19 protein-coding genes and 1 pseudogene are annotated in these 17,586 nt (G+C 68.2%); 14 read left to right on the forward strand and 6 right to left on the reverse strand.

Translation table 11 applies throughout. The features are described from left to right. Positions 1–280 (reverse strand): annotated as a pseudogene (locus CDN36_RS12310) (NAD(P)(+) transhydrogenase (Re/Si-specific) subunit alpha); the annotation flags it as partial. Between the two features lie 446 nt (positions 281–726). Here CDN36_RS12310 and CDN36_RS12315 point away from each other — a divergent pair. The 11 genes from CDN36_RS12315 (at position 727) to CDN36_RS12365 (ending at position 9,402) form a co-directional block, all read left to right on the forward strand. Further along, positions 727–1,203 carry an NUDIX hydrolase gene (locus CDN36_RS12315; protein ID WP_287496846.1) on the forward strand — a complete coding sequence of 159 codons (477 nt, stop codon included), beginning with the start codon at positions 727–729 and terminating at the stop codon, positions 1,201–1,203. Further along, positions 1,200–2,360 (forward strand): tRNA 2-thiouridine(34) synthase MnmA, encoded by a 1,161-nt coding sequence (gene mnmA / locus CDN36_RS12320; protein WP_174966477.1) that lies wholly within the window; start codon positions 1,200–1,202, stop codon positions 2,358–2,360. Before CDN36_RS12315 ends, mnmA begins: the two co-directional genes overlap by 4 nt. A 73-nt stretch (positions 2,361–2,433) precedes the next feature. Continuing rightward, positions 2,434–4,035: an FMN-binding glutamate synthase family protein gene (locus CDN36_RS12325; RefSeq protein ID WP_287496847.1), complete on the forward strand. Its 1,602-nt coding sequence runs from the start codon at positions 2,434–2,436 to the stop codon at positions 4,033–4,035. 215 nt (positions 4,036–4,250) lie between these two features. Further along, complete coding sequence (locus CDN36_RS12330) at positions 4,251–5,051, forward strand: helix-turn-helix transcriptional regulator (RefSeq protein ID WP_150557074.1); 801 nt, start codon at positions 4,251–4,253, stop codon at positions 5,049–5,051. Then, positions 5,048–5,266 (forward strand): type III secretion system needle filament subunit SctF, encoded by a 219-nt coding sequence (sctF, locus tag CDN36_RS12335; protein ID WP_150557075.1) that lies wholly within the window; start codon positions 5,048–5,050, stop codon positions 5,264–5,266. Before CDN36_RS12330 ends, sctF begins: the two co-directional genes overlap by 4 nt. Next, positions 5,263–5,751 carry a DUF1039 domain-containing protein gene (locus CDN36_RS12340; RefSeq protein ID WP_287496848.1) on the forward strand — a complete coding sequence of 163 codons (489 nt, stop codon included), beginning with the start codon at positions 5,263–5,265 and terminating at the stop codon, positions 5,749–5,751. The genes sctF and CDN36_RS12340 overlap by 4 nt, the downstream gene beginning before the upstream one ends. Continuing rightward, positions 5,748–6,104, forward strand: coding sequence for a type III secretion system inner rod subunit SctI (gene sctI / locus CDN36_RS12345; RefSeq protein ID WP_287496849.1), 357 nt, complete (start codon positions 5,748–5,750; stop codon positions 6,102–6,104). Before CDN36_RS12340 ends, sctI begins: the two co-directional genes overlap by 4 nt. Beyond that, positions 6,101–6,931, forward strand: a complete 831-nt coding sequence (gene sctJ, locus CDN36_RS12350) for a type III secretion system inner membrane ring lipoprotein SctJ (protein WP_287496850.1) — start codon at positions 6,101–6,103, stop codon at positions 6,929–6,931. The genes sctI and sctJ overlap by 4 nt, the downstream gene beginning before the upstream one ends. Then, entirely contained in the window at positions 6,928–7,575 is a 648-nt protein-coding gene (locus tag CDN36_RS12355; protein ID WP_150557079.1) for a type III secretion system domain-containing protein, read from the forward strand. The genes sctJ and CDN36_RS12355 overlap by 4 nt, the downstream gene beginning before the upstream one ends. Next, a complete protein-coding gene (locus tag CDN36_RS12360) occupies positions 7,551–8,243 on the forward strand; it encodes a hypothetical protein (protein WP_287496851.1) in 693 nt (230 codons plus the stop codon). Before CDN36_RS12355 ends, CDN36_RS12360 begins: the two co-directional genes overlap by 25 nt. Continuing rightward, positions 8,236–9,402, forward strand: coding sequence for a TyeA family type III secretion system gatekeeper subunit (locus CDN36_RS12365; protein ID WP_287496852.1), 1,167 nt, complete (start codon positions 8,236–8,238; stop codon positions 9,400–9,402). The genes CDN36_RS12360 and CDN36_RS12365 overlap by 8 nt, the downstream gene beginning before the upstream one ends. Before the next feature lie 173 nt (positions 9,403–9,575). Here the strand turns inward: CDN36_RS12365 and CDN36_RS12370 are convergent, their stop codons facing one another. The 5 genes from CDN36_RS12370 to CDN36_RS12390 all read right to left on the reverse strand — a co-directional run bounded on the left by CDN36_RS12370 (position 9,576) and on the right by CDN36_RS12390 (position 13,981). Then, a complete protein-coding gene (locus CDN36_RS12370) occupies positions 9,576–9,989 on the reverse strand; it encodes an InvB/SpaK family type III secretion system chaperone (protein ID WP_150557082.1) in 414 nt (137 codons plus the stop codon). Positions 9,990–10,163: 174 nt separating this feature from the next. Further along, on the reverse strand, positions 10,164–10,415 hold the full coding sequence (locus CDN36_RS12375; protein WP_287496853.1) for an EscE/YscE/SsaE family type III secretion system needle protein co-chaperone: 252 nt from the start codon (positions 10,413–10,415) through the stop codon (positions 10,164–10,166). Further along, complete coding sequence (gene sctD / locus CDN36_RS12380) at positions 10,390–11,769, reverse strand: type III secretion system inner membrane ring subunit SctD (RefSeq protein WP_287496854.1); 1,380 nt, start codon at positions 11,767–11,769, stop codon at positions 10,390–10,392. The genes CDN36_RS12375 and sctD overlap by 26 nt, the downstream gene beginning before the upstream one ends. Positions 11,770–11,771: 2 nt before the next feature. Then, positions 11,772–13,478 (reverse strand): EscC/YscC/HrcC family type III secretion system outer membrane ring protein, encoded by a 1,707-nt coding sequence (locus tag CDN36_RS12385; RefSeq protein ID WP_287496969.1) that lies wholly within the window; start codon positions 13,476–13,478, stop codon positions 11,772–11,774. 2 nt (positions 13,479–13,480) lie between these two features. Next, positions 13,481–13,981, reverse strand: coding sequence for a hypothetical protein (locus tag CDN36_RS12390; protein WP_287496855.1), 501 nt, complete (start codon positions 13,979–13,981; stop codon positions 13,481–13,483). A 289-nt stretch (positions 13,982–14,270) separates the two neighbouring features. Here CDN36_RS12390 and CDN36_RS12395 point away from each other — a divergent pair, with 289 nt between their 5' ends. The 3 genes from CDN36_RS12395 (at position 14,271) to sctV (ending at position 17,586) form a co-directional block, all read left to right on the forward strand. Further along, on the forward strand, positions 14,271–14,939 hold the full coding sequence (locus CDN36_RS12395; RefSeq protein WP_150557086.1) for a two component system response regulator: 669 nt from the start codon (positions 14,271–14,273) through the stop codon (positions 14,937–14,939). Between the two features lie 155 nt (positions 14,940–15,094). Continuing rightward, a complete protein-coding gene (locus CDN36_RS12400) occupies positions 15,095–15,496 on the forward strand; it encodes a hypothetical protein (protein ID WP_287496856.1) in 402 nt (133 codons plus the stop codon). Then, complete coding sequence (gene sctV / locus CDN36_RS12405) at positions 15,493–17,586, forward strand: type III secretion system export apparatus subunit SctV (RefSeq protein ID WP_287496857.1); 2,094 nt, start codon at positions 15,493–15,495, stop codon at positions 17,584–17,586. Before CDN36_RS12400 ends, sctV begins: the two co-directional genes overlap by 4 nt.

Here is a 17,586-nt window from a genome sequence, read left to right on the forward strand (position 1 = left end):
TGAGCATGCCGACCACGACCGTGCCGCGCGGGATCTGCGCGATCTCCGCTACCGACGGCGCCCGCACCTTGAGCACCAGTTCGGCGCCCAGGGCGTCGCCCGCGCTGCCGAGCGATGCGCCCGCGGCCTCGAAAGCCGTATCCGGAACGCTGGCGGCGTCTCCCGCGCCGCGCCCGACCACCACCTGATGTCCCGATGCGACCAGCTTTTTCACCGTCTCGGGCGTGGCCGCGACACGGGTTTCGCCGGCAAGCGTCTCGGCGGGAATGCCGATTCTCATTGCGTCTCTCCTTGGGTTTGTGAACTGATCTCGTCAGCGGCCAAGGAGCCGTAGCCTCACGCTGCCGGGGGCAAGGCGCACTACCTGATTCGCCGCTGATGACATGAGTCCTGCACAAAACACTGCAAACGAACTTCTGCATAAACCGGTGATGCGGGTACTGCGACTGCTGGCTGCACGTGACGGGTGCTCGTCGAAGCTTACCCGAAGATGACAAACGCGCCTATTGCGCGAAACCGCATATGGATATGTCCGAAACCAGGGGGAATGCGCATGCCAGGCGCCGACCGGCCGGTCGGTCGACGGATCGGCGCAGTCTCCTGCGCCAAAGCCCGCCAGACGGTAAAATGGCGCTTTTCCATCGGGTGAGGTCCGGGTTTCGCGCCCGGTTGGCGGCGAGGGGGGCGCAGCGGCGTCGTCCGTCCCGCACCCCGCAAGGATGTGCCATGAATGCACGCTGGAAGCCCAACGTGACGGTAGCGGCGGTCGTCGAACGGGACGGCCGTTTTCTGTTTGTCGAAGAGCGAAAGCCTGCGGGCCTGCTGATCAACCAGCCCGCCGGACATCTGGAGCGCGGCGAGTCGATCCTTGCCGCCGTGCGTCGCGAAGTCCTCGAAGAGACCGGTTATGGGTTCGAGCCCCAGCATCTGCTGGGCATCTACCTCGCGCCCGGCCCGGAGGACATTGCGTATCTGCGCTTCACCTTCGCGGGCGCCCTGGGGGCGCACGATCCGACGCGGCCGCTCGACGAGGGGATCGTCGGCACGCTGTGGCTCACGCCGCAGGAGATGCGCGCGCAGCGCGCACGGCATCGTTCGCCGATTCTCGAGCAGTGCGTGGACGATTACCTGCGGGGCGTGCGGTACGACCTCGCCATACTTCAGACCCATCCGGCACTGGCCGGCGGGCAAGGCAACACATGAGTCAAAAGCGCGTAGTGGTGGGCATGTCGGGCGGCGTGGATTCGTCGGTCACCGCATGGCTGCTCAAACAGCAAGGTTACGACGTCGTCGGCCTGTTCATGAAGAACTGGGAAGACGATGACGACAGCGAATATTGTTCGACCCGGCAGGACTGGATCGACGTGGTTTCGGTCGCCGATCTGATCGGCATCGACGTCGAAGCCGTCAATTTCGCCGCCGAATACAAGGACCGCGTGTTCGCCGAGTTCCTGCGCGAGTATTCGGCCGGGCGCACGCCAAACCCGGACGTGCTGTGCAACGCGGAAATCAAGTTCAAGGCATTCCTCGACCACGCCGTGGCGCTCGGCGGCGAGACGATCGCCACCGGTCACTACGCGCGCGTGCGCGAACGCGACGGACGGTTCGAACTGCTCAAGGCGTTCGACCACACCAAGGATCAGAGCTACTTCCTGCATCGCCTGAACCAGAAGCAACTGTCGCGCACCATGTTCCCGCTCGGTGAGATTCCGAAGACCAGGGTGCGCGAGATCGCCGCACAGATCGGCTTGCCGAACGCGAAGAAGAAGGACTCGACAGGGATCTGCTTCATCGGTGAGCGGCCGTTTCGCGACTTCCTCAATCGCTATCTGCCCACCAGTCCGGGGCCGATGAAGACGCCCGATGGCGCCGTCGTGGGCGAGCACGTCGGGCTCGCGTTCTATACGCTGGGCCAGCGCAAGGGCATTGGTCTGGGCGGCAGCCGCGAGGGCTCTGGCGAGCCGTGGTTCGTCGCGCGCAAGGACATGGCCAGCAACACGCTGTACGTGGTCCAGGGGCACGACCACCCGTGGCTGCTCTCGGCCGCGCTCGACGCCGAGGACCTGTCCTGGGTCGCGGGCGAGCCGCCCGCCGCGGGTGCGCGCGTCGGCGCCAAGACACGCTACCGTCAGGCCGACGCCGCCTGCGAGGTCGCGCGCGCCGACGCGCAGGCGCTCACGCTGTCGTTCGCCGAGCCGCAGTGGGCCGTCACGCCGGGGCAGTCGGCCGTGCTCTACGACGGCGAGATCTGCCTGGGCGGAGGCATCATCGCCTCGACCACGGCCGCGCAGGTCCCGGACGCCGGCAAGACTGCCGGCACGGGCGCTGCCGGCAAGCGCACCATTCTCAACACGCACTGAAGCCGCCGGCGCTTGCCGGGCGGACACCCGGCGGCGTGCCGGCGCGTGTCCCCCCCACAAGCAAGGAGGTTCCATGTTTTCGCGCCGATTCCTGGCTCTCTGGCTCGCCGTGGCGTTGCTCGTCGCAACGCTTGCGCTGGTGCTTCTCGACGGTTGGCACCCGTTCTGGCCGTTGCCGTTCGCGGCGCTGGCAGCGCTCGGGGCGTGGGACGTGGTGCAGCAGCGTCATGCCGTGCTGCGCAATTATCCGCTGTGGGGCCACTTCCGGTTTCTGTTCGAATTCATCCGCCCGGAAATTCGCCAGTATTTCGTGGAGGACGACACCTCCGAGACGCCGTTCTCGCGAGCGCAGCGCAGTATCGTCTACCAGCGTGCGAAGGGAGACGTCGACAGCCGTCCGTTCGGCACGGAGCTCGACGTCAAGGCCACCGGCTACGAGTGGATCGCGCATTCGCTCGCGCCGACGGTGCTCAAGGACCACGACTTTCGCATCATCATCGGCCCGGACCGCGCGCAGCCGTACTCCGCGTCGATCTTCAATATTTCGGCGATGAGCTTCGGTGCGTTATCGGCCAACGCGATCCGCGCGCTCAATCGCGGCGCCAAGCTCGGCAACTTCATTCACGACACGGGCGAGGGCTCCATCTCCGCGCATCATCGCGAGCAGGGCGGCGACCTGATCTGGGAGGTGGCCTCGGGCTACTTCGGCTGCCGTAACGACGACGGCACGTTCAACGCCGAGAAATTCGCGGCGCAGGCCACCACGCCGCAGGTCAGGATGATCGAGGTGAAGCTCTCGCAAGGCGCGAAACCCGGCCATGGCGGCGTGCTCCCCGCCGCGAAGATCACCCCCGAGATTTCGGCCACGCGCGGCGTGCCGATGGGGCAGGACTGCATCTCGCCGTCGCGTCACAGCGAGTTCTCCACGCCGCTCGGCTTGCTCCAGTTCGTCGATCGGCTACGCAACCTGTCGGGCGGCAAGCCAACGGGCTTCAAGCTGTGCATCGGCCATCCGTGGGAGTTCTTCGGCATTGTCAAGGCCATGCTCGAGAGCGGCATCCTGCCCGATTTCATCGTCGTGGACGGCTCGGAAGGCGGCACCGGCGCCGCGCCGCTGGAGTTCACCGATCACGTGGGCGCGCCGCTGCAGGAAGGGCTGCTGCTCGTGCACAACACGCTCGTCGGCGCGGGCCTGCGCGAGAAAATTCGCATCGGGGCGTCGGGCAAGATCATCACGGCGTTCGACATTGCGCGCACGCTCGCCATTGGCGCGGACTGGTGCAACTCGGCGCGCGGTTTCATGTTCGCGATCGGCTGCATCCAGTCGCAGAAGTGCCATACCGATCGTTGTCCGACCGGGGTGGCCACGCAGGATCCGCTGCGTCAGCGCGCGCTCGTCGTGCCGGACAAGGCGCAACGTGTCCAGCAGTTCCACGCACATACGCTGCACGCGTTGCAGGAGCTGATTCAGGCGGCCGGGCTGTCGCATCCTTCGGAGTTGCGCGCCCATCACATCGTCAAACGCGTGTCGTCCAATGAGATTCGTCTCATGTCCGAATCGCTCAAGTATCTGGAGCCGGGCGATTTGCTGCGCGGGCAATTCCGCTATCAGCTCTACGAAAAGTACTGGCCGATGGCGCGCGCCGACAGCTTTTCGCCCGCCGCGCTCGCCTGAGCGGCGCACTGCCGGGCCATCACCGCCCCGAACCCGACGCGTCGTTGCGTCGGGTTTTTTATTTTCGCGATAGTTTTTCTCCCAAAAACCAAAACCTCGCGGGGACGCGCCTCACATTAAGGTGTCCACCCGATGATGCTCGCGAGCGTGCTCGCCTATCTTGTGGCCTTCGACTTTGTCATCCCGCCGACGGATTGTCGTGAGAGGAGGAGCCTATGAGTACAGTGCGATTTCTGATCAGCCGCTACGACATCAAGCTGAAAGTGAACGGCCTTGTGCAAACGCTGCCAGCCGGAAGCATGACCGCGACCAGTCCGGACGCCACGGTCGAATGCGCGGGCCCCGTGGTGTCGCACGACTTCCATGCCTGCGATCTGCAGGCGCTGTACCCGGACGTGGTCGATCTGCTCGACCGCCGCCCGCTCGGCGTCTTTCACCGGCAGGCGGCGCGCACGCTCATCCTCGAGCCGACCATGGTCGACGTCGCCATGACACTGCAGCAGGTCGATCGCATGGCGATGCTTCGCTTCTTCTACGTCTACTGCCTGTGCCGCGATCAGCGGTATTACTCGGCCATGCTGCGCCAGAGCATTGCGGGCAGCCACTCGCTGTTCGACTTCGTCGAAGCGAACTTTCATCGTCCGTGGCCGGTGGGGCGTCTTGCCGAGGAGTTCGGCATGCCGCTGCGCAAGTTTCGCTATCTGTTCCAGCAGACCTACGGCATGCCCGCGAAGCAGTGGTTGCTGGAGCGGCGGCTGCGACTCGCGCGCGATTTGCTGCTCTCCACTCGCCACAAGGTGCTCGACATCGCGCTCGAGTGCGGCTTCACCAATCACGCCCATTTCACCGATACGTTCCGCAAGCGCTTCGATTGTGCGCCGACGGAAATCCGGCTCGGCACGCCGCCGCAGCGCGGCGGGCGAAGGATAGCGATGCCGCGCGCCGATGCCTACGCCGCGATGCGCGCCGACCTCGTGGGCGGCCACGGGGTCGCGGCCGATGGAGGTGTGCAATGAACGTCGAAGAAGTGCATCGCGGCATGTCCGAGGGCGTGCGGCGCATGTCCGACGAGGCCACACAGGCGCTTCGCTCGGGCGAAGCCAACGATCCGCGCCATATGCTCGAGGTGCAGTTCAAGCTGCAGCAATTCTCGACGATGGTCGGGCTGCACAGCGCGTCCATCAAGCTCATCAAGGACACGGTGATGGGAATCATCGGGAAGATCGCATGAAGCGCGTGCGGGGCATTGGCACGACGGCGCCCGAGCTGTCCCTGGACGCCGTCACGCGGCAGACCGTGGTGGAACTGGCGTTCGCCGGCGCGCAGCACGGCATGCACGGCGAGGCGCGCACGATTCTGGACGCGCTCCCCGCATTGGTACCCGAGCGCGAGACGCGCGAGTGGCTGCACGCCGCGCTGCTCATCGCGCTCGGCGACACGCACGCGGCACGGGCCTGCCTCGCGCGCTTCGAGGCCGCAGACGGGCGCGTGACGCCGAGCGTCGCGGTGCTCGCCCGGTGGCTTGCCGAGGCGGCGCCGGCCCAGGTCGACGCGAACGGCTCCTTCGTCTCTTCCGCCGCGGCTTCCGTCGCCGCTTCCGCCGCCTCTTCCGTCGCCGCTTCCGCCGTCTCTCCCGCCGCCTCGCCTTCCTCGTTCTCATCGTCTCCATCGTCTCCATCGTCCCCCTTGTTCTTCTCTCCCCGGTCTCCATCATGACGATTGCTTCCGCTTCCTACGTTGCCGTACACGCTGCCGCCACAGCGGCGCCCGCCGTTCCGGCCCCCAAGGCTGCGCCCCCAGGGCCGACGGACGCCGCCCGTTTCGGGCATGCGCTGGCGAGTGCACCGGCGCTGCCCGAACATCATCTGCTGAGCGCGGCGGGAAAGCTCGCGGGCCAATCCCAACATCTCGTGCAGCGCGTGACGGCCGACGACAGCGCCGTGGGCGATCCCGTGCATCTGCTCGCCATGCAGCGCCATCTGACCGAGCGGGTGCTGGCGCTCGAGTTCGTCGCGAAGGTCGCGGGTGCGAGCACACAGGGCATCAACAAGCTGGTGCACATGCAATGACGACCCGCGCCTGCCCGCTGCGGGCGACGGCGCGTGCGCGGCACGGCGTGCGCGGTGCGCCGCAAAGACTGGGGCGACGGCTTCTCGCCGTCGTGCTGACGTTGACGCTCGCGGGCTGCAAGGTGGAACTGCACCGATCGCTCAGTGAGACGGAAGCGAATCAGATGCTGGCACTCCTGCTCGTCTCCGGGCTGCAGGCCGACAAGCGCGCCGATGCGAATGGCGTGACGGTGCGCATCGAGCGGGGCGATTTCGTGCGCGGCGTGGAGGTGCTTCGCCAGCACGGATTGCCGCGAGAAAAGCGCGCCTCGGTGGCCGACGTTTTTCCCGCCGGGCAGCTCGTTAGTTCACCCGTGCAGGAGCAGGCGAAGCTGGCGTTCCTCAAGGAGCAGCGACTGGAGCGCATGCTCGCGTCGCTCGACGGCGTGATGGCCGCGGAAGTGTCGATCGCGCAGGTTCCGACCGATTCGGCGGGACGGGCGACGCTGCCGCCGGGCGTCGCGGTGTTCCTGAAGTACAGCCCGGAGATCAACATGACGCAGCGCATGACCGATATCCGCAGCCTCGTGCATGACAGCGTGCCGGGCGTGACGCCAGAGCGCATCAGCATCGTGCTGCAGCCTGCCGACTATCGTCTGCCGCGCGCGGCGCTCGATGCGCAACAGGCGCGGCAAGGCCGGCGCTTCGTTACGGACGGCTGGTCGTGGGTGGCGCTGACCGGCGCCGCCGCGGCGCTGCTGGGCGGCGGCGCCGTAATCCTGCACCGGCGCGGCGCGTGGCTCACGCGTGTGCTGCGGCGGAGGCGGCGCACGGACGACACGCCATGAGGCAAACGACGGGCGCCGGGCTCACCAGGCTCGGCCGGCTGATCTGGCAGCCCGGCGCGTGCATGGACGAGGGTTGGTGGCGCACCTTCGAGATGGCGCCGTGGCGCGACGCCTATCGCCGCCATCCGGCGTGCCGGCCCCGCATCGACGCGATGTTGGTCGCGCGGCGCGGCTGGCCGTCCTCGGCGCGGGCGCCTTGCTGCGTGCCGCCGCACAGCGACGCGGCGCGCGCGATGCTGCGCCTCGTGCCCGGCCTTCGCCGCGTTGCGCTGGCTTACGGTCTGCGCGTGCTGGGCTGCCCGGACTACCTGCTGCTTGGCAGCTTCCGACGGGCGCTGTCGCCGTGGCTGGATGCCTGGCAATGCGATCGTCTGCTGCTCACGCGCAGCGAGTGGCCGGCGCGCTCGTCGGTTGTTCCGGAGGCGCTGGTCGCTGAAGCGTTGGCGACCGCGGGAGCGTGCCTGGACGCTGCTGCCGCTGCGTCGCGTGACGATGTCGCCACCGTAGGGGCTGCCGCGCGCATTCTGTTGCCGCCGGCGCCTGTTGCGGCGCGCGCGAGCGTCGCGCAGGCGGACGTTGACGGAATCTGGCAACGCTTCGCCGCGCTGGAGAAGATGTTATGTATGTCGTCGACTTTGCCTTGACCGCCATCGAGCGGATGGACGGCCCCGCTCCGGCGGGGCCAGTCGTTTTGCGCGAGGCACTGGTGCGCCTGCGCGACGAGACGCGCCAGCGCACCGCATGGCTGGAGCAAGCGCGGGCCGAACGCGACAGCGCGCTCGAAACGCGGGCCCGGGCGGAGCGCGATGCGCGAACGCTGCGCGAAACCACATTGGCCCAGGCGCGTGAGCTTGCCCGGCGGGAAGCCGCGGCGAACGCGCAAGCCGCTCGCCAGGCGGCGGTAATGCAAGCCGTCGACTGGCTCGTCGACGAGGCGCTGCTCGAGCGCAAGATCGTGTGCTCGCTCGAGCGCCGCATTGCACAGACGCTGACGCAGGCGCTGACGAACTTCGTCGAGTCGCAGGATGTCGGCGCGCGCATCGCCCAGCGCGTAGCGCGCGCGTTGCCCTCGCTCGTGCGCGAAGGGGCGCTCGTCCTGCGCGTGCCGCCGGCGCAGAGGGAGGCCGTTGCCGCGGCGTTGCGAGGCGCCAACATCGTCCTCGCCTGCGAGCCCGACGAGACCCTCGCCGGGCATCAGGCACGCCTCGAGAGCGAATGGGTCACCGTGTGCCTCGATCTGGAGGCCGATCTGGCCGCCGTCGTCGAGCGCCTGCAGCGTAACGGTCCGAGTCTGGAGGTCGCCAATGGTTGACCGTCTGCCGGGATCTGGCGCACTGGGGAGTGTCGGCGCGGCGCCGCGGGAGAATACCGCGCCGGCGCGCGCTCCGGATGACGAATGGGAGGGGCTCGACGGTGACGGCGCGCCATCGTCACGCGCGAGCGCAAGCGCGTCGTGCGTGGCGCCGGGCGGCCATCTCGCCCTGATCGAGGCGGCGATCGCGCAGAGCGAGGAAGCGGCTGTTGCCGAGTCGCAGGAGAATCTCGGCTTTGCGCTTGGCGTTCGATTCCGCCGCGGCGGCGAGCACAGCGTGCGCGACGACAAGGACCGCGCGCGTGCGCTCTTTGAACAGCAGATCTATCGGCTCGCGCGCGTGAGCGGCGTGCAATTCGAAACGCTGCGCGAACAGATGCGCGACCTGCCGTTCGTTCCCGATCCGCTGCAACTGCTCCGGCAGGCGGGACTGTCGGCCGGGCATGCGGCGTTGATCGTCGCGGCGTGGCTTGCGCAAGACGCGCCGGACGCGCTCGACGCCGGCGCGCGCAAGCGTCTCAATCAAACCCTGGAGACGCTGACGGCGGGCGAGGACTGGGCGATCGAGGCGTTCGCCGCGCTGGAGTGTGGCGGCGCAGGGGCGGTCAGTCCTCAATTGTTGCAGCAACTCAGGACGCTGTTTCGCCAGGCGCGCACGACGCAACGGTCCCTCGCGCAATGGTTCGACCAGTGTCGCCGGCTTCCGGAACGACGAGCTCGCCTGCGAGCGCTGCTGCAGGCATTGGGCCTCGAGCTGGGCGCGCAGCGCGCCGACGCCGACATGGCGCGTCTTGCGGCTGTGATCGACGACGTTCGGCGCGTGGTGCTGTTTCTCACGCTGGAGTCAGGCTGCGCGCAATCCGCACATGCGGTCCATGCCGCAGGATGGCGCGCTTGCGATGCGGACAAGATGATCGTCGAGGTGCTGACGCTGCTGGATCAACCTTGGGTTGGCGTCGAATGGCTGGTGCAGCGCGCGGCACATCTGGGCATTCCGTCGGCAGGAGCGCGCTATGCGTATGCCCGCGAACTGACGTGGCTGGTGCAATCAGCGCACGAGGGGTGCTTTCGCGACGAGACACAACGGGAGGCGATCAGTGAAGCGCTGGACGAATGGCGCTCGGGGCTGGCGGAGGAGGGCGGGGCGGTGGGCGCATGAGCCCGGGGCGAGATGCACGCGCTCGCGCGACGCGAGGACGGAAACGCTTGAGGTCGGAGGTTCGGGGGGGCGGGGGGCGGGAGCAGGAACGGGCGGGCGCCGGTGCACATCGGCTCACATCGGCTCACATCGGGGCACGGCGCATGCGCAAGAATGGACGTCGCCGTTGCGACTCAGGCGCGCAGGTGTTCCTGACAGATCTTGATGCGATCGTAGAAATCGGTGAGTGCCACGGCGAAAGGCTCGGGATCGGCCGTCGTCTCCTCCTTCATCTGGGCGTGCAATACGAGTTGGTTGCCGCGCTCGCGCAACTGAACGTGGCCCGTGACAGCCCAGTCCGCGGGCTCGATGAGAAACTGAAGCAGGCGTTCGCTGTTGGCGCGGTGCAGGCGTGCGGCTTCGTCGCTCGCCACGACCGCGTGGATGCCGCACGCCCGGTTCTCGAGCGTCTCGACGACGATCGTCGGCGAGGCCGTAAACGTCAGTTCGATGGGGGAATGATTGTCGACGGCGTCGATCCGGCTCGGATCGCAGCCGATCAACTTCAGCGCTTCGACAAGAGTTTGAGCTAGGTCGTGACTTGGCATGATGTGGGTGCAAGCGTGGAGGAAGTCGGTACCGTGTCCCGCGTGTAGGCCATTCGGCGAGGCAGACGAAGACTGGGACGACGATGTGTGCGAGGCAAGACACGCAAGCTTGCCATGGCCGGCGAAGCGGGGCTTTCGTCGTCTGAGCCCGGTTGTCGCTTCCGCGCACGCGCATTACCCGGAGCGCTTTGACGACGCGCCATAAGACGTGCCGTAGCGGTTTGCCATGCGCATGAGGATCGTGCGCGCCGCCCGCAGCGCCTGGGATTGCGCGATCAGCGCGGCATGCTGCGCTGGCGCGAGGGGCTTTCGCAACGCGTGCTGCAACGACGCGTCGGCCGCGTCCAGGCGGGCGCCGAGCTCCCGGGCGACGGTGTCGGGGGACGCGGCGAGCCGGTCTTCAAGGTGCGTCAGACGGGTCGTCATGGCGAATCTCCGGGGTCAATGGCAGGTAAAAGAGCCGGTCGTGCGCGCCGATCGAGACCCCGTCGGGATGGATCTCGACCACGCGCGTGCCGCCGGGCAGACGAACACCCTGGGCGAGGCGCGTGCCGTCGGCGAGCGTGAGCTGCGGCGAGTCGGGCGCGCCGCCGATACTGACCAGCGGCGCGGAAAAGCCCGTTTCGGCAAGCGTCGGGATCGGCGGCGGCAACGGTTCGATGCGCACGGGCAGGCCCCGCGCCGCAGCGCTCCACGCGTCGGCGATGCCTTTGAGCGACGCTTGCCGGCCCGCCGTCATCGCGCCGGTGAGGCGCCAGCCGTGGCGATCGCGCGAGATGTCGATGCCATGCAGTTGGCGGGCGTCGCGCAACGTCCGGACCAGCGCGTCGAAGCCGTGCGATGTGCCGTCGGCCACACGCCAGCCATGCGGGAGCGCCAGCGCGTCCAGCGCGTCGGATACCGCACGCCAGCGCGCGTCGGCCACCAACACGCCGCCGACGACGACAGCGCCGTCCGAGGCCACGCTCACCTGCGCTGCGCCATAGCCGTGCAGCCGCAGCAGTGTGGCGGCCGATTGCGCGGCATGCTCGGGGCACCACGTCTCATCGTTGAGCGCCTTGCCGAGCCAGCGTGCTTCGGCACGCAGACGGGCGAGCACGCTCTCGTCGAAGCACCCGCCGCCCAGATGCACGGCGTCGCCGGCGATGCGAAGCGTGGCGCCCGGAGCGATCCGGGCGGCCAGGAGCCTCAGGCTGTCGGGTTGCGGCGGGACCGAGATGACGTTGGCCGTGCCGGTGCGCCAGACCGCCACACCCGCCGAGGCGATCATCAGCGTGAGACACGAGATGGCGATCCACGCGGCGCGGGAGCGTTGCCGCCTGCGTCTTTTTCCGCGCTCGGGCGCCGGCCCGTGGGGGCTCGCGGCGGCGCCGCGCGGCGAGGGCGATGACGTTTGCGACGCTTCCGGCTGGCGCGCCGGGCGGCGCGGCAGCGGCACGGGCAGCGGTTTGCTGCCGTCGCTGAACCAGACGCCGAGTCCGGCGAGGTCGATGGGGGTGTGGAGCGGGAGCCGATGCGCCGGGGGTGGGCAGACCTCCGCTTCGGCGCTGGCTTCCAAACCGGTCGGCTCGTTCGCGAGGCACAGCGCGCGTCCGTCGATCCACACGGGCGGCTCACCGGTCAGCGCTACGCCCTGTGCGTCCACGTGCAACGCAATGCGCACGCCATTTTCGAGCGCCACGGCAATGTCCGAGTCGCCGTCGCCAAGCGTGAATGTCCCGGGCGGCATCGGCAGCGGGCGTCCCGCGAGGGGGCCTTCTAGCAACGTCAGCGTCAGCATGATCACGCACCCGGCAGGCCGGCGGCCGGCTCCGCCTTGATGAGAAACAGCCGCATCACGCTGTCGTTGCGATGGCTCGTGGAACTGAACAGCCGGCCGATGAACGGCAGGTCGCCGAGCAGAGGGATCTTGCGTTCGTGTTCGTGCTGCGCGTCCTGCACGAAGCCGCCGAGCAGCAGACTCTGCCCGGCCTGCAACGTGGCGTGCGTGGCGATCGACGAGTTGCGGATCGACGGCACCTCACTGCGCGAGGCGCGTTCATTGCGCGCCTCGCCGCCGTCTTCGATGTTGAGCGTGAGCATCACCTGCTCGCGCCCTTTCTCTTCGCCGGGGACGAGCCGCGGCGTGACGCGCAGCAATGATCCCGTCGTCACGCTCTCCAGTTTGGCCACCTTTTCGCCGGCAACCTTCGTGTAGAACGTGACACTGCGATCGAGCACGGCCTGCATGTTGTCGAGCGTGACGATCGATGGCCGCGACAGCACCCGCGCCTTCGAATTGCGCTCCAGCGCGTTCAGATTGAGCATGAACCTGTTGGTGTCGCCGATCACCGTGGTGAACGTGCCCGATTCGCCCTCCTGCGTCGGTCCGTTGAGGGCGACGCTGCCGAAGCCGCCGAGCCGCGCGCTGCCGGAAAGATCCACGCCCAGCTCGGCGATGTCGCTTGCGTTCACGTCGATGATGGCCACCGAAATGTCGACCAGACGCGGCCGCACGTCGAGCTGCGCGATCAGGTCGCCGTAGATCGGCAGGTTGCGGCGGCGCTCGCGCACGATGACCGCATTGCGGCGAGGGTCCGCCGAAAAGCGCGGCGTGCCGGCGCGAGCGGCCGTCGCGACGGCGGCGGCCGAGTCGGCCTCGCTCCCGTCGACAGACGCGCTCGCCGCGGTGGCGACCAGTGGGCCGGCGCCGAGGATCAGGTCCTTGAGTACGCTGACAACGCCTGGCACGACGACCTCCTGCCCGCGATAAAAGTACCTTGTGTCGTCGGCGGTCGCGAATTTCAGGGGAAATATCTTGATGGTCTCTTCGCTCTCTTGCTGTTCGCGGGCGTCGCGCTCGACGTATCGGGCGAGCATCGTCACGGTGTCGATGCACGCCGGCACGCCCGCGATCTCCAGCGCACGGGTTGCCGGAATCGCCCGTGCTACACAGTGTCTCGCATGGAGGACGCCGGCCCCGCGCAGGTGCGCGAGCAGATCGTCGGGCGGCGCGTAGCGCAACGGCACGACGCGCCGGGTCGCTTCGCTGGCCTTATAGATGTTCAGCGTCTGGCCGTTGAAGTACCACGAAAGCCGATAACGTTCCGAAAGCGCGTCGAGCGTGGTCTGCGCGGCGCCCGGCGGCAGTGTGCCGATGAAGCGGTCGTCGACCCGTGCGCTGACGACCGTCGGAATGCCATGATGCGCGCCGAAGTCGCGCAGCAGCTCCGCAAGCGGTGTGCCCGCGCTCTGGAAGACGAACGGGCCGCCGCGCCACACAGGGTTCGCACCGGGGGACGTGGAGGGTACGTTCGCCGCATTCGTTGGGTTCGCCGCATTCGTTGCGCTCGACGCCATGGTTGCGGTCAGTGCGTTCGATGGGGTTGGCGCCGGCGCGGCTGCCGACACCGCCGGCATCGCCGCAACGGCGGCGATCGCCGCACCCGTCGCGCGCAGCACGGGCGCGGCGAGCAGTGAGGCGATCCGGCGCGAGCGCAGCGCTGACACGATCAGCAACGTCGCGCATCCGGCAGTCGCGCGCTGCCGTGGATTCGCGGCGGGGCTGCGTTCGGCGCCGCCGGGCGTGCGTCCCGTGAGGCGAGCATCGCACATGCCAGCAACTGACGGCGAAGTTGCGCCTCTACGCACGCAACGGGCGCTTTGGCGTCGAATCGATGCAGCCACCAGACGGTGTCGCTCGCAATGCACAGGCTGTCGTCACGCAGCTCGTGCGAGGCTGCCAGCACGAGCGCGAGGTGCATCAGCCAACGCGAGAGCGGCGTGTCGTCGCGCAGTGCCGCATCGAGCGCGCGCGTGCCGGGGGGGCGCGGGCAAGCCCCGTGCGCAGTGATGAGTGCGCCCGGCCACGGCACGGCCGTTGCCACGCAGAAGCCGTCGCCGGCCGGGCACGTCCAGCCCGGCTGGCCGTCGAGCTCGAGCGCGATGCGGGCGCCTTGTACGTCTCGCGGGGAAATCCAGTCGAGTGCGGCAAGCGCAAATGGCAAACGCATAAGTATCGGAAGGAGGCGGCACCGGGGCGCCGGGAAAACATGCGTTTTCGAAATCCACCCGCGCCGACACGTCGACGGGGCGTCGCGGTGAAGACGGAAATTATCCGGCGAACGTTACGTCACGCCATCGGGCCCTGACCTGAACTGACGTCGTGCGACGCCACTTTCCCGAGTTTTCCTACACCGGGCGCGGGGCGATGGCACAAGAATCGGCCGCCTGGACAAATTTCGAAAGAGAGTGATCAAGAATCCCTATGGATTTGAACTACTAACTATCGAGGAGATACGAATGACGGGGTGCGTCGGTGTCATCGTCGTCGAGGATCACGAACTGCTCGCGGACGGCCTGTGCCGGCTGGTCGAGTGCGATCTCGGCTGGCGAGTCCTCACCAGGGTTGCCAACGGTCTCGACGTGTACCGGGCCTGCCAGGTCCATCGTCCTGCGTTGATGCTGCTGGATCTGGGCCTGCCCGGCATGGACGGCGTCGATGTGATTCATCAATGCATGCAGCGCTGGCCTGACCTGCGCATTCTCGTGAACTCGGCCAGCGACGACAGCGAGCGCGCGCGGCAGTCGCTCGACGCAGGTGCTCGCGCGTTCGTGCTCAAGAGCAGCCCGCGCCGAACGCTCGTTCACGCCGCCCAACAGGTCATGCGCGGCCACCGTTTCGTCGATCCGGCCGTCTTCGGCGGCGCGCTCGAGACGGTGCGCAAGCCGCACACGCCTCGCGCGACACGCGCGTGCGACGTCGAGACCCCCGAACAGTCGCTGACGCTGCGCGAGCGGCAGGTACTCAAGCTCGTGGCCGAAGGGCAACGCAACCGGGACATCGCCCAGGTGCTATCGATCAGCGTGAAGACGGTCGAGACGCATCGCCTGAACATGATGCGCAAGCTCGACGCGCACAACGTGGCGGACGTCGTGAACTGGGCGCACCGGCTCGGCATGATGATGTGACATGTCCCGGCACCGCGGCGGCGGCGCACGCGCGCCGGTTGCGAAAACTCAGGTCCGCGCCGGATAGGCGCGCGGCGCATGCCTGGGTGACCATCGCCGCTACTTTTTGTCTCCTCTCCCGCACCGCCGGCTCCAAGCCGGCGCGGCGCCCGTCGATGGACACTCAGACGCAACGCAAACTGGAGCATTTGTTCGAACTGCTGGCGCTGCCCGCGCAGCGGGTGGCGCCGCGCATGCGCCTTGCGCTGGGCGTCTCGTGCGTGTTGATGACCGACGCCGGCACGGACGGCGTGACGCTCGTCATGACGCTGCGCCGCCCCGGCCCGGGCGCGTACCGCTGGCTCCTGCACATGTTGCAGGTCTGCGTGCCGGAGTGGAGTCCCGGCATTCCGGTGCGGGCCTGCGTGGCGCAGGGCCGTCCCATGCTGATCGCCACGCCGCCCGCGAGCGGTAACGCCCAGGCCACCGATTGGCTGGCCTGCGTGACGCGCATGCGCCGTGTGCTCGAGCACATCGACGCGCGACGGCAACGCGAGACGCCGGAGGCCCGGGCGTGAGCCGCCCGCTGACATGGCTGCGCATCGCCGCGGGGCGCCAGGACATCGTGCTGGCGAGCCTGCTGCTCGTGACGGTGCTGATGATCATCATCCCGATGCCGCCGTCGGTGATGGATCTGCTCATCGCGCTCAATCTCGGCGTGTCGCTGCTGCTGCTCATGGTCGCCCTCTACATCAACGAGCCGCTCGACTTCTCGGCGTTCCCTTCCGTGCTGCTCATGACCACGCTGTTCCGGCTCGGCCTCACCATCAGCACCAGCCGGCTGATTCTGCTGCGCGCCGATGCGGGAGACATCGTCTACACGTTCGGCGACTTCGCGGCCGGCGGCAACATCGTGGTGGGAATGATCGTGTTTCTCATCATCACGGTCGTCAACTTCATCGTGATCACCAAGGGCTCGGAACGGGTGGCCGAGGTGGGGGCGCGCTTCTCGCTCGACGGCATGCCCGGCAAGCAGATGAGCATCGACGGGGACCTGCGCGCGGGGGCGATCGACGCGGCCGAAGCCCGGCGGCTGCGTCGCACGGTGCAGAAAGAGAGTCGGTTCTACGGCGCAATGGACGGCGCGATGAAATTCGTCAAGGGCGACGCCATTGCGGGGCTCGTGATCATCGTGGTGAACCTGCTCGGCGGCATTGGCGTGGGGGTCTTCATGCACGGCATGAGCGCGGGCGACGCGGCCGCCATCTACGCCATTCTCTCGATTGGCGACGGTCTCGTGTCGCAAATTCCCGCGCTGCTCATCTCCGTGACGGCTGGCATCATCGTAACGCGTGTGCCCGGCGAGCAGCGCCGCAACCTGGCGCGCGAACTGACCGATCAGTTGGCCGCCCAGCCGCGCTCGCTCATGCTTGCCGCCGTGGTGCTTCTGCTCTTCGGGCTGATTCCCGGCTTCCCGATGCATTACTTCGCCTTGCTCGGCGCACTGGCGGGCGGCGCGGCGTGGTGGGTCGCGCGGCTCGCGCGCGAGGCGGGCACGAAGGCCGGCGACGACGGGGCCACGGGCGAGAGCGCGACGACCGCCGGATCCGCCAAATCCCTGGAGGGGCGCCCAGGGGCGCAGCCGTTGCAGGCCCGCGTGAGCGAAGCGCTCGCGCAGGCGTGCGGCGGGCCGACGGCGCTTGCGGCGTGCGTCGATGCCCTGCGCAGCCGGAAGTTCGAGCAGTTTGGCGTGCCGATGCCGCAAGCGGAAATCGTCGTCGACAAGACGCTGGGCGAGCACCGGCTGGATATCGCGCTGTACCACGAAAGCGTGATGTCCATCGACGTCGCGCCGCTCGAGGCGTTGGCGCATCACGACGCGGCGCACCCGCTGCCCGCGCTGCGCGCGCTCTCGGCCGGGGCTCCGCGCGAGATGCCGCTGCCGTTTGGCGGACAGACATTGTTCTGGCTCGATGGCCCGCAGGCTGAGGAGTGGCGCGCGCTTGGCGGGACGGTGATCGAGGGGGCCGAGCGCGTTGCGCACTGCGTCTCGCTGGTTATCGACGCGCATGCCGCCGACTTCCTGGGCGTGCAGGAAGCGCGTTTCCTGATGGACGCCATGGAAGACCGCTATGGCGAACTCGTCAAGGAGTTGCAGCGGCAGTTGCCGATCAGCCGCACGGCCGAGGTTCTGCAGCGGCTGGTGGCGGAGGGCGTGTCGATCCGCGATCTGCGACGCGTTTTCGAGGCACTGATCGAGTGGGCGCCCAAGGAGCGCGACCAGATCATGCTCACCGAGTACGTGCGCCTCAGCCTGCGCCGCCATATCACGCGCCGCTTCCGGCGCGGCATGGCGCACATCGCCGGGTGGAACGTAGGGCGCGGCATCGAGGACACGGTGCGGGCAGCGGTGCGTCAGACGTCGTCGGGCTCCTACGCCGATCTCGACCCCGCACAGACGGACGCCATCCTCAACGCGATCGACGCGGCATGGCTCGCACACGACGGCACGCCCGCCGTGCTGTTTACCGCGATGGACGTGCGGCGCTTCTTGCGCAAGCTGATCGAGCGCGAGCGCGCCGACCTGCCGGTGCTGTCATTCCAGGAAGTGGCCGACGAGCCGCATCTGCGCGTGCTCGGCACCATCGACCTGCAGGCCGCCTACTGA

Source organism: Pandoraea sp. CB10b_02 (assembly GCF_002216225.1).
In the GTDB taxonomy this organism is placed as follows: domain Bacteria; phylum Pseudomonadota; class Gammaproteobacteria; order Burkholderiales; family Burkholderiaceae; genus Pandoraea; species Pandoraea nosoerga.

Excerpts from the sequence above, each read along its gene's own strand:
- CDN36_RS12315 (WP_287496846.1), top strand. The coding sequence starts at position 727 with ATGAATGCACGCTGGAAGCCCAACGTGACGGTAGCGGCGGTCGTCGAA.
- mnmA (WP_174966477.1), top strand. The coding sequence starts at position 1,200 with ATGAGTCAAAAGCGCGTAGTGGTGGGCATGTCGGGCGGCGTGGATTCG.
- CDN36_RS12325 (WP_287496847.1), top strand. The coding sequence starts at position 2,434 with ATGTTTTCGCGCCGATTCCTGGCTCTCTGGCTCGCCGTGGCGTTGCTC.
- CDN36_RS12330 (WP_150557074.1), top strand. The coding sequence starts at position 4,251 with ATGAGTACAGTGCGATTTCTGATCAGCCGCTACGACATCAAGCTGAAA.
- sctF (WP_150557075.1), top strand. The coding sequence starts at position 5,048 with ATGAACGTCGAAGAAGTGCATCGCGGCATGTCCGAGGGCGTGCGGCGC.
- CDN36_RS12340 (WP_287496848.1), top strand. The coding sequence starts at position 5,263 with ATGAAGCGCGTGCGGGGCATTGGCACGACGGCGCCCGAGCTGTCCCTG.
- sctI (WP_287496849.1), top strand. The coding sequence starts at position 5,748 with ATGACGATTGCTTCCGCTTCCTACGTTGCCGTACACGCTGCCGCCACA.
- sctJ (WP_287496850.1), top strand. The coding sequence starts at position 6,101 with ATGACGACCCGCGCCTGCCCGCTGCGGGCGACGGCGCGTGCGCGGCAC.
- CDN36_RS12355 (WP_150557079.1), top strand. The coding sequence starts at position 6,928 with ATGAGGCAAACGACGGGCGCCGGGCTCACCAGGCTCGGCCGGCTGATC.
- CDN36_RS12360 (WP_287496851.1), top strand. The coding sequence starts at position 7,551 with ATGTATGTCGTCGACTTTGCCTTGACCGCCATCGAGCGGATGGACGGC.
- CDN36_RS12365 (WP_287496852.1), top strand. The coding sequence starts at position 8,236 with ATGGTTGACCGTCTGCCGGGATCTGGCGCACTGGGGAGTGTCGGCGCG.
- CDN36_RS12370 (WP_150557082.1), bottom strand. The coding sequence starts at position 9,989 with ATGCCAAGTCACGACCTAGCTCAAACTCTTGTCGAAGCGCTGAAGTTG.
- CDN36_RS12375 (WP_287496853.1), bottom strand. The coding sequence starts at position 10,415 with ATGACGACCCGTCTGACGCACCTTGAAGACCGGCTCGCCGCGTCCCCC.
- sctD (WP_287496854.1), bottom strand. The coding sequence starts at position 11,769 with ATGCTGACGCTGACGTTGCTAGAAGGCCCCCTCGCGGGACGCCCGCTG.
- CDN36_RS12390 (WP_287496855.1), bottom strand. The coding sequence starts at position 13,981 with ATGCGTTTGCCATTTGCGCTTGCCGCACTCGACTGGATTTCCCCGCGA.
- CDN36_RS12395 (WP_150557086.1), top strand. The coding sequence starts at position 14,271 with ATGACGGGGTGCGTCGGTGTCATCGTCGTCGAGGATCACGAACTGCTC.
- CDN36_RS12400 (WP_287496856.1), top strand. The coding sequence starts at position 15,095 with ATGGACACTCAGACGCAACGCAAACTGGAGCATTTGTTCGAACTGCTG.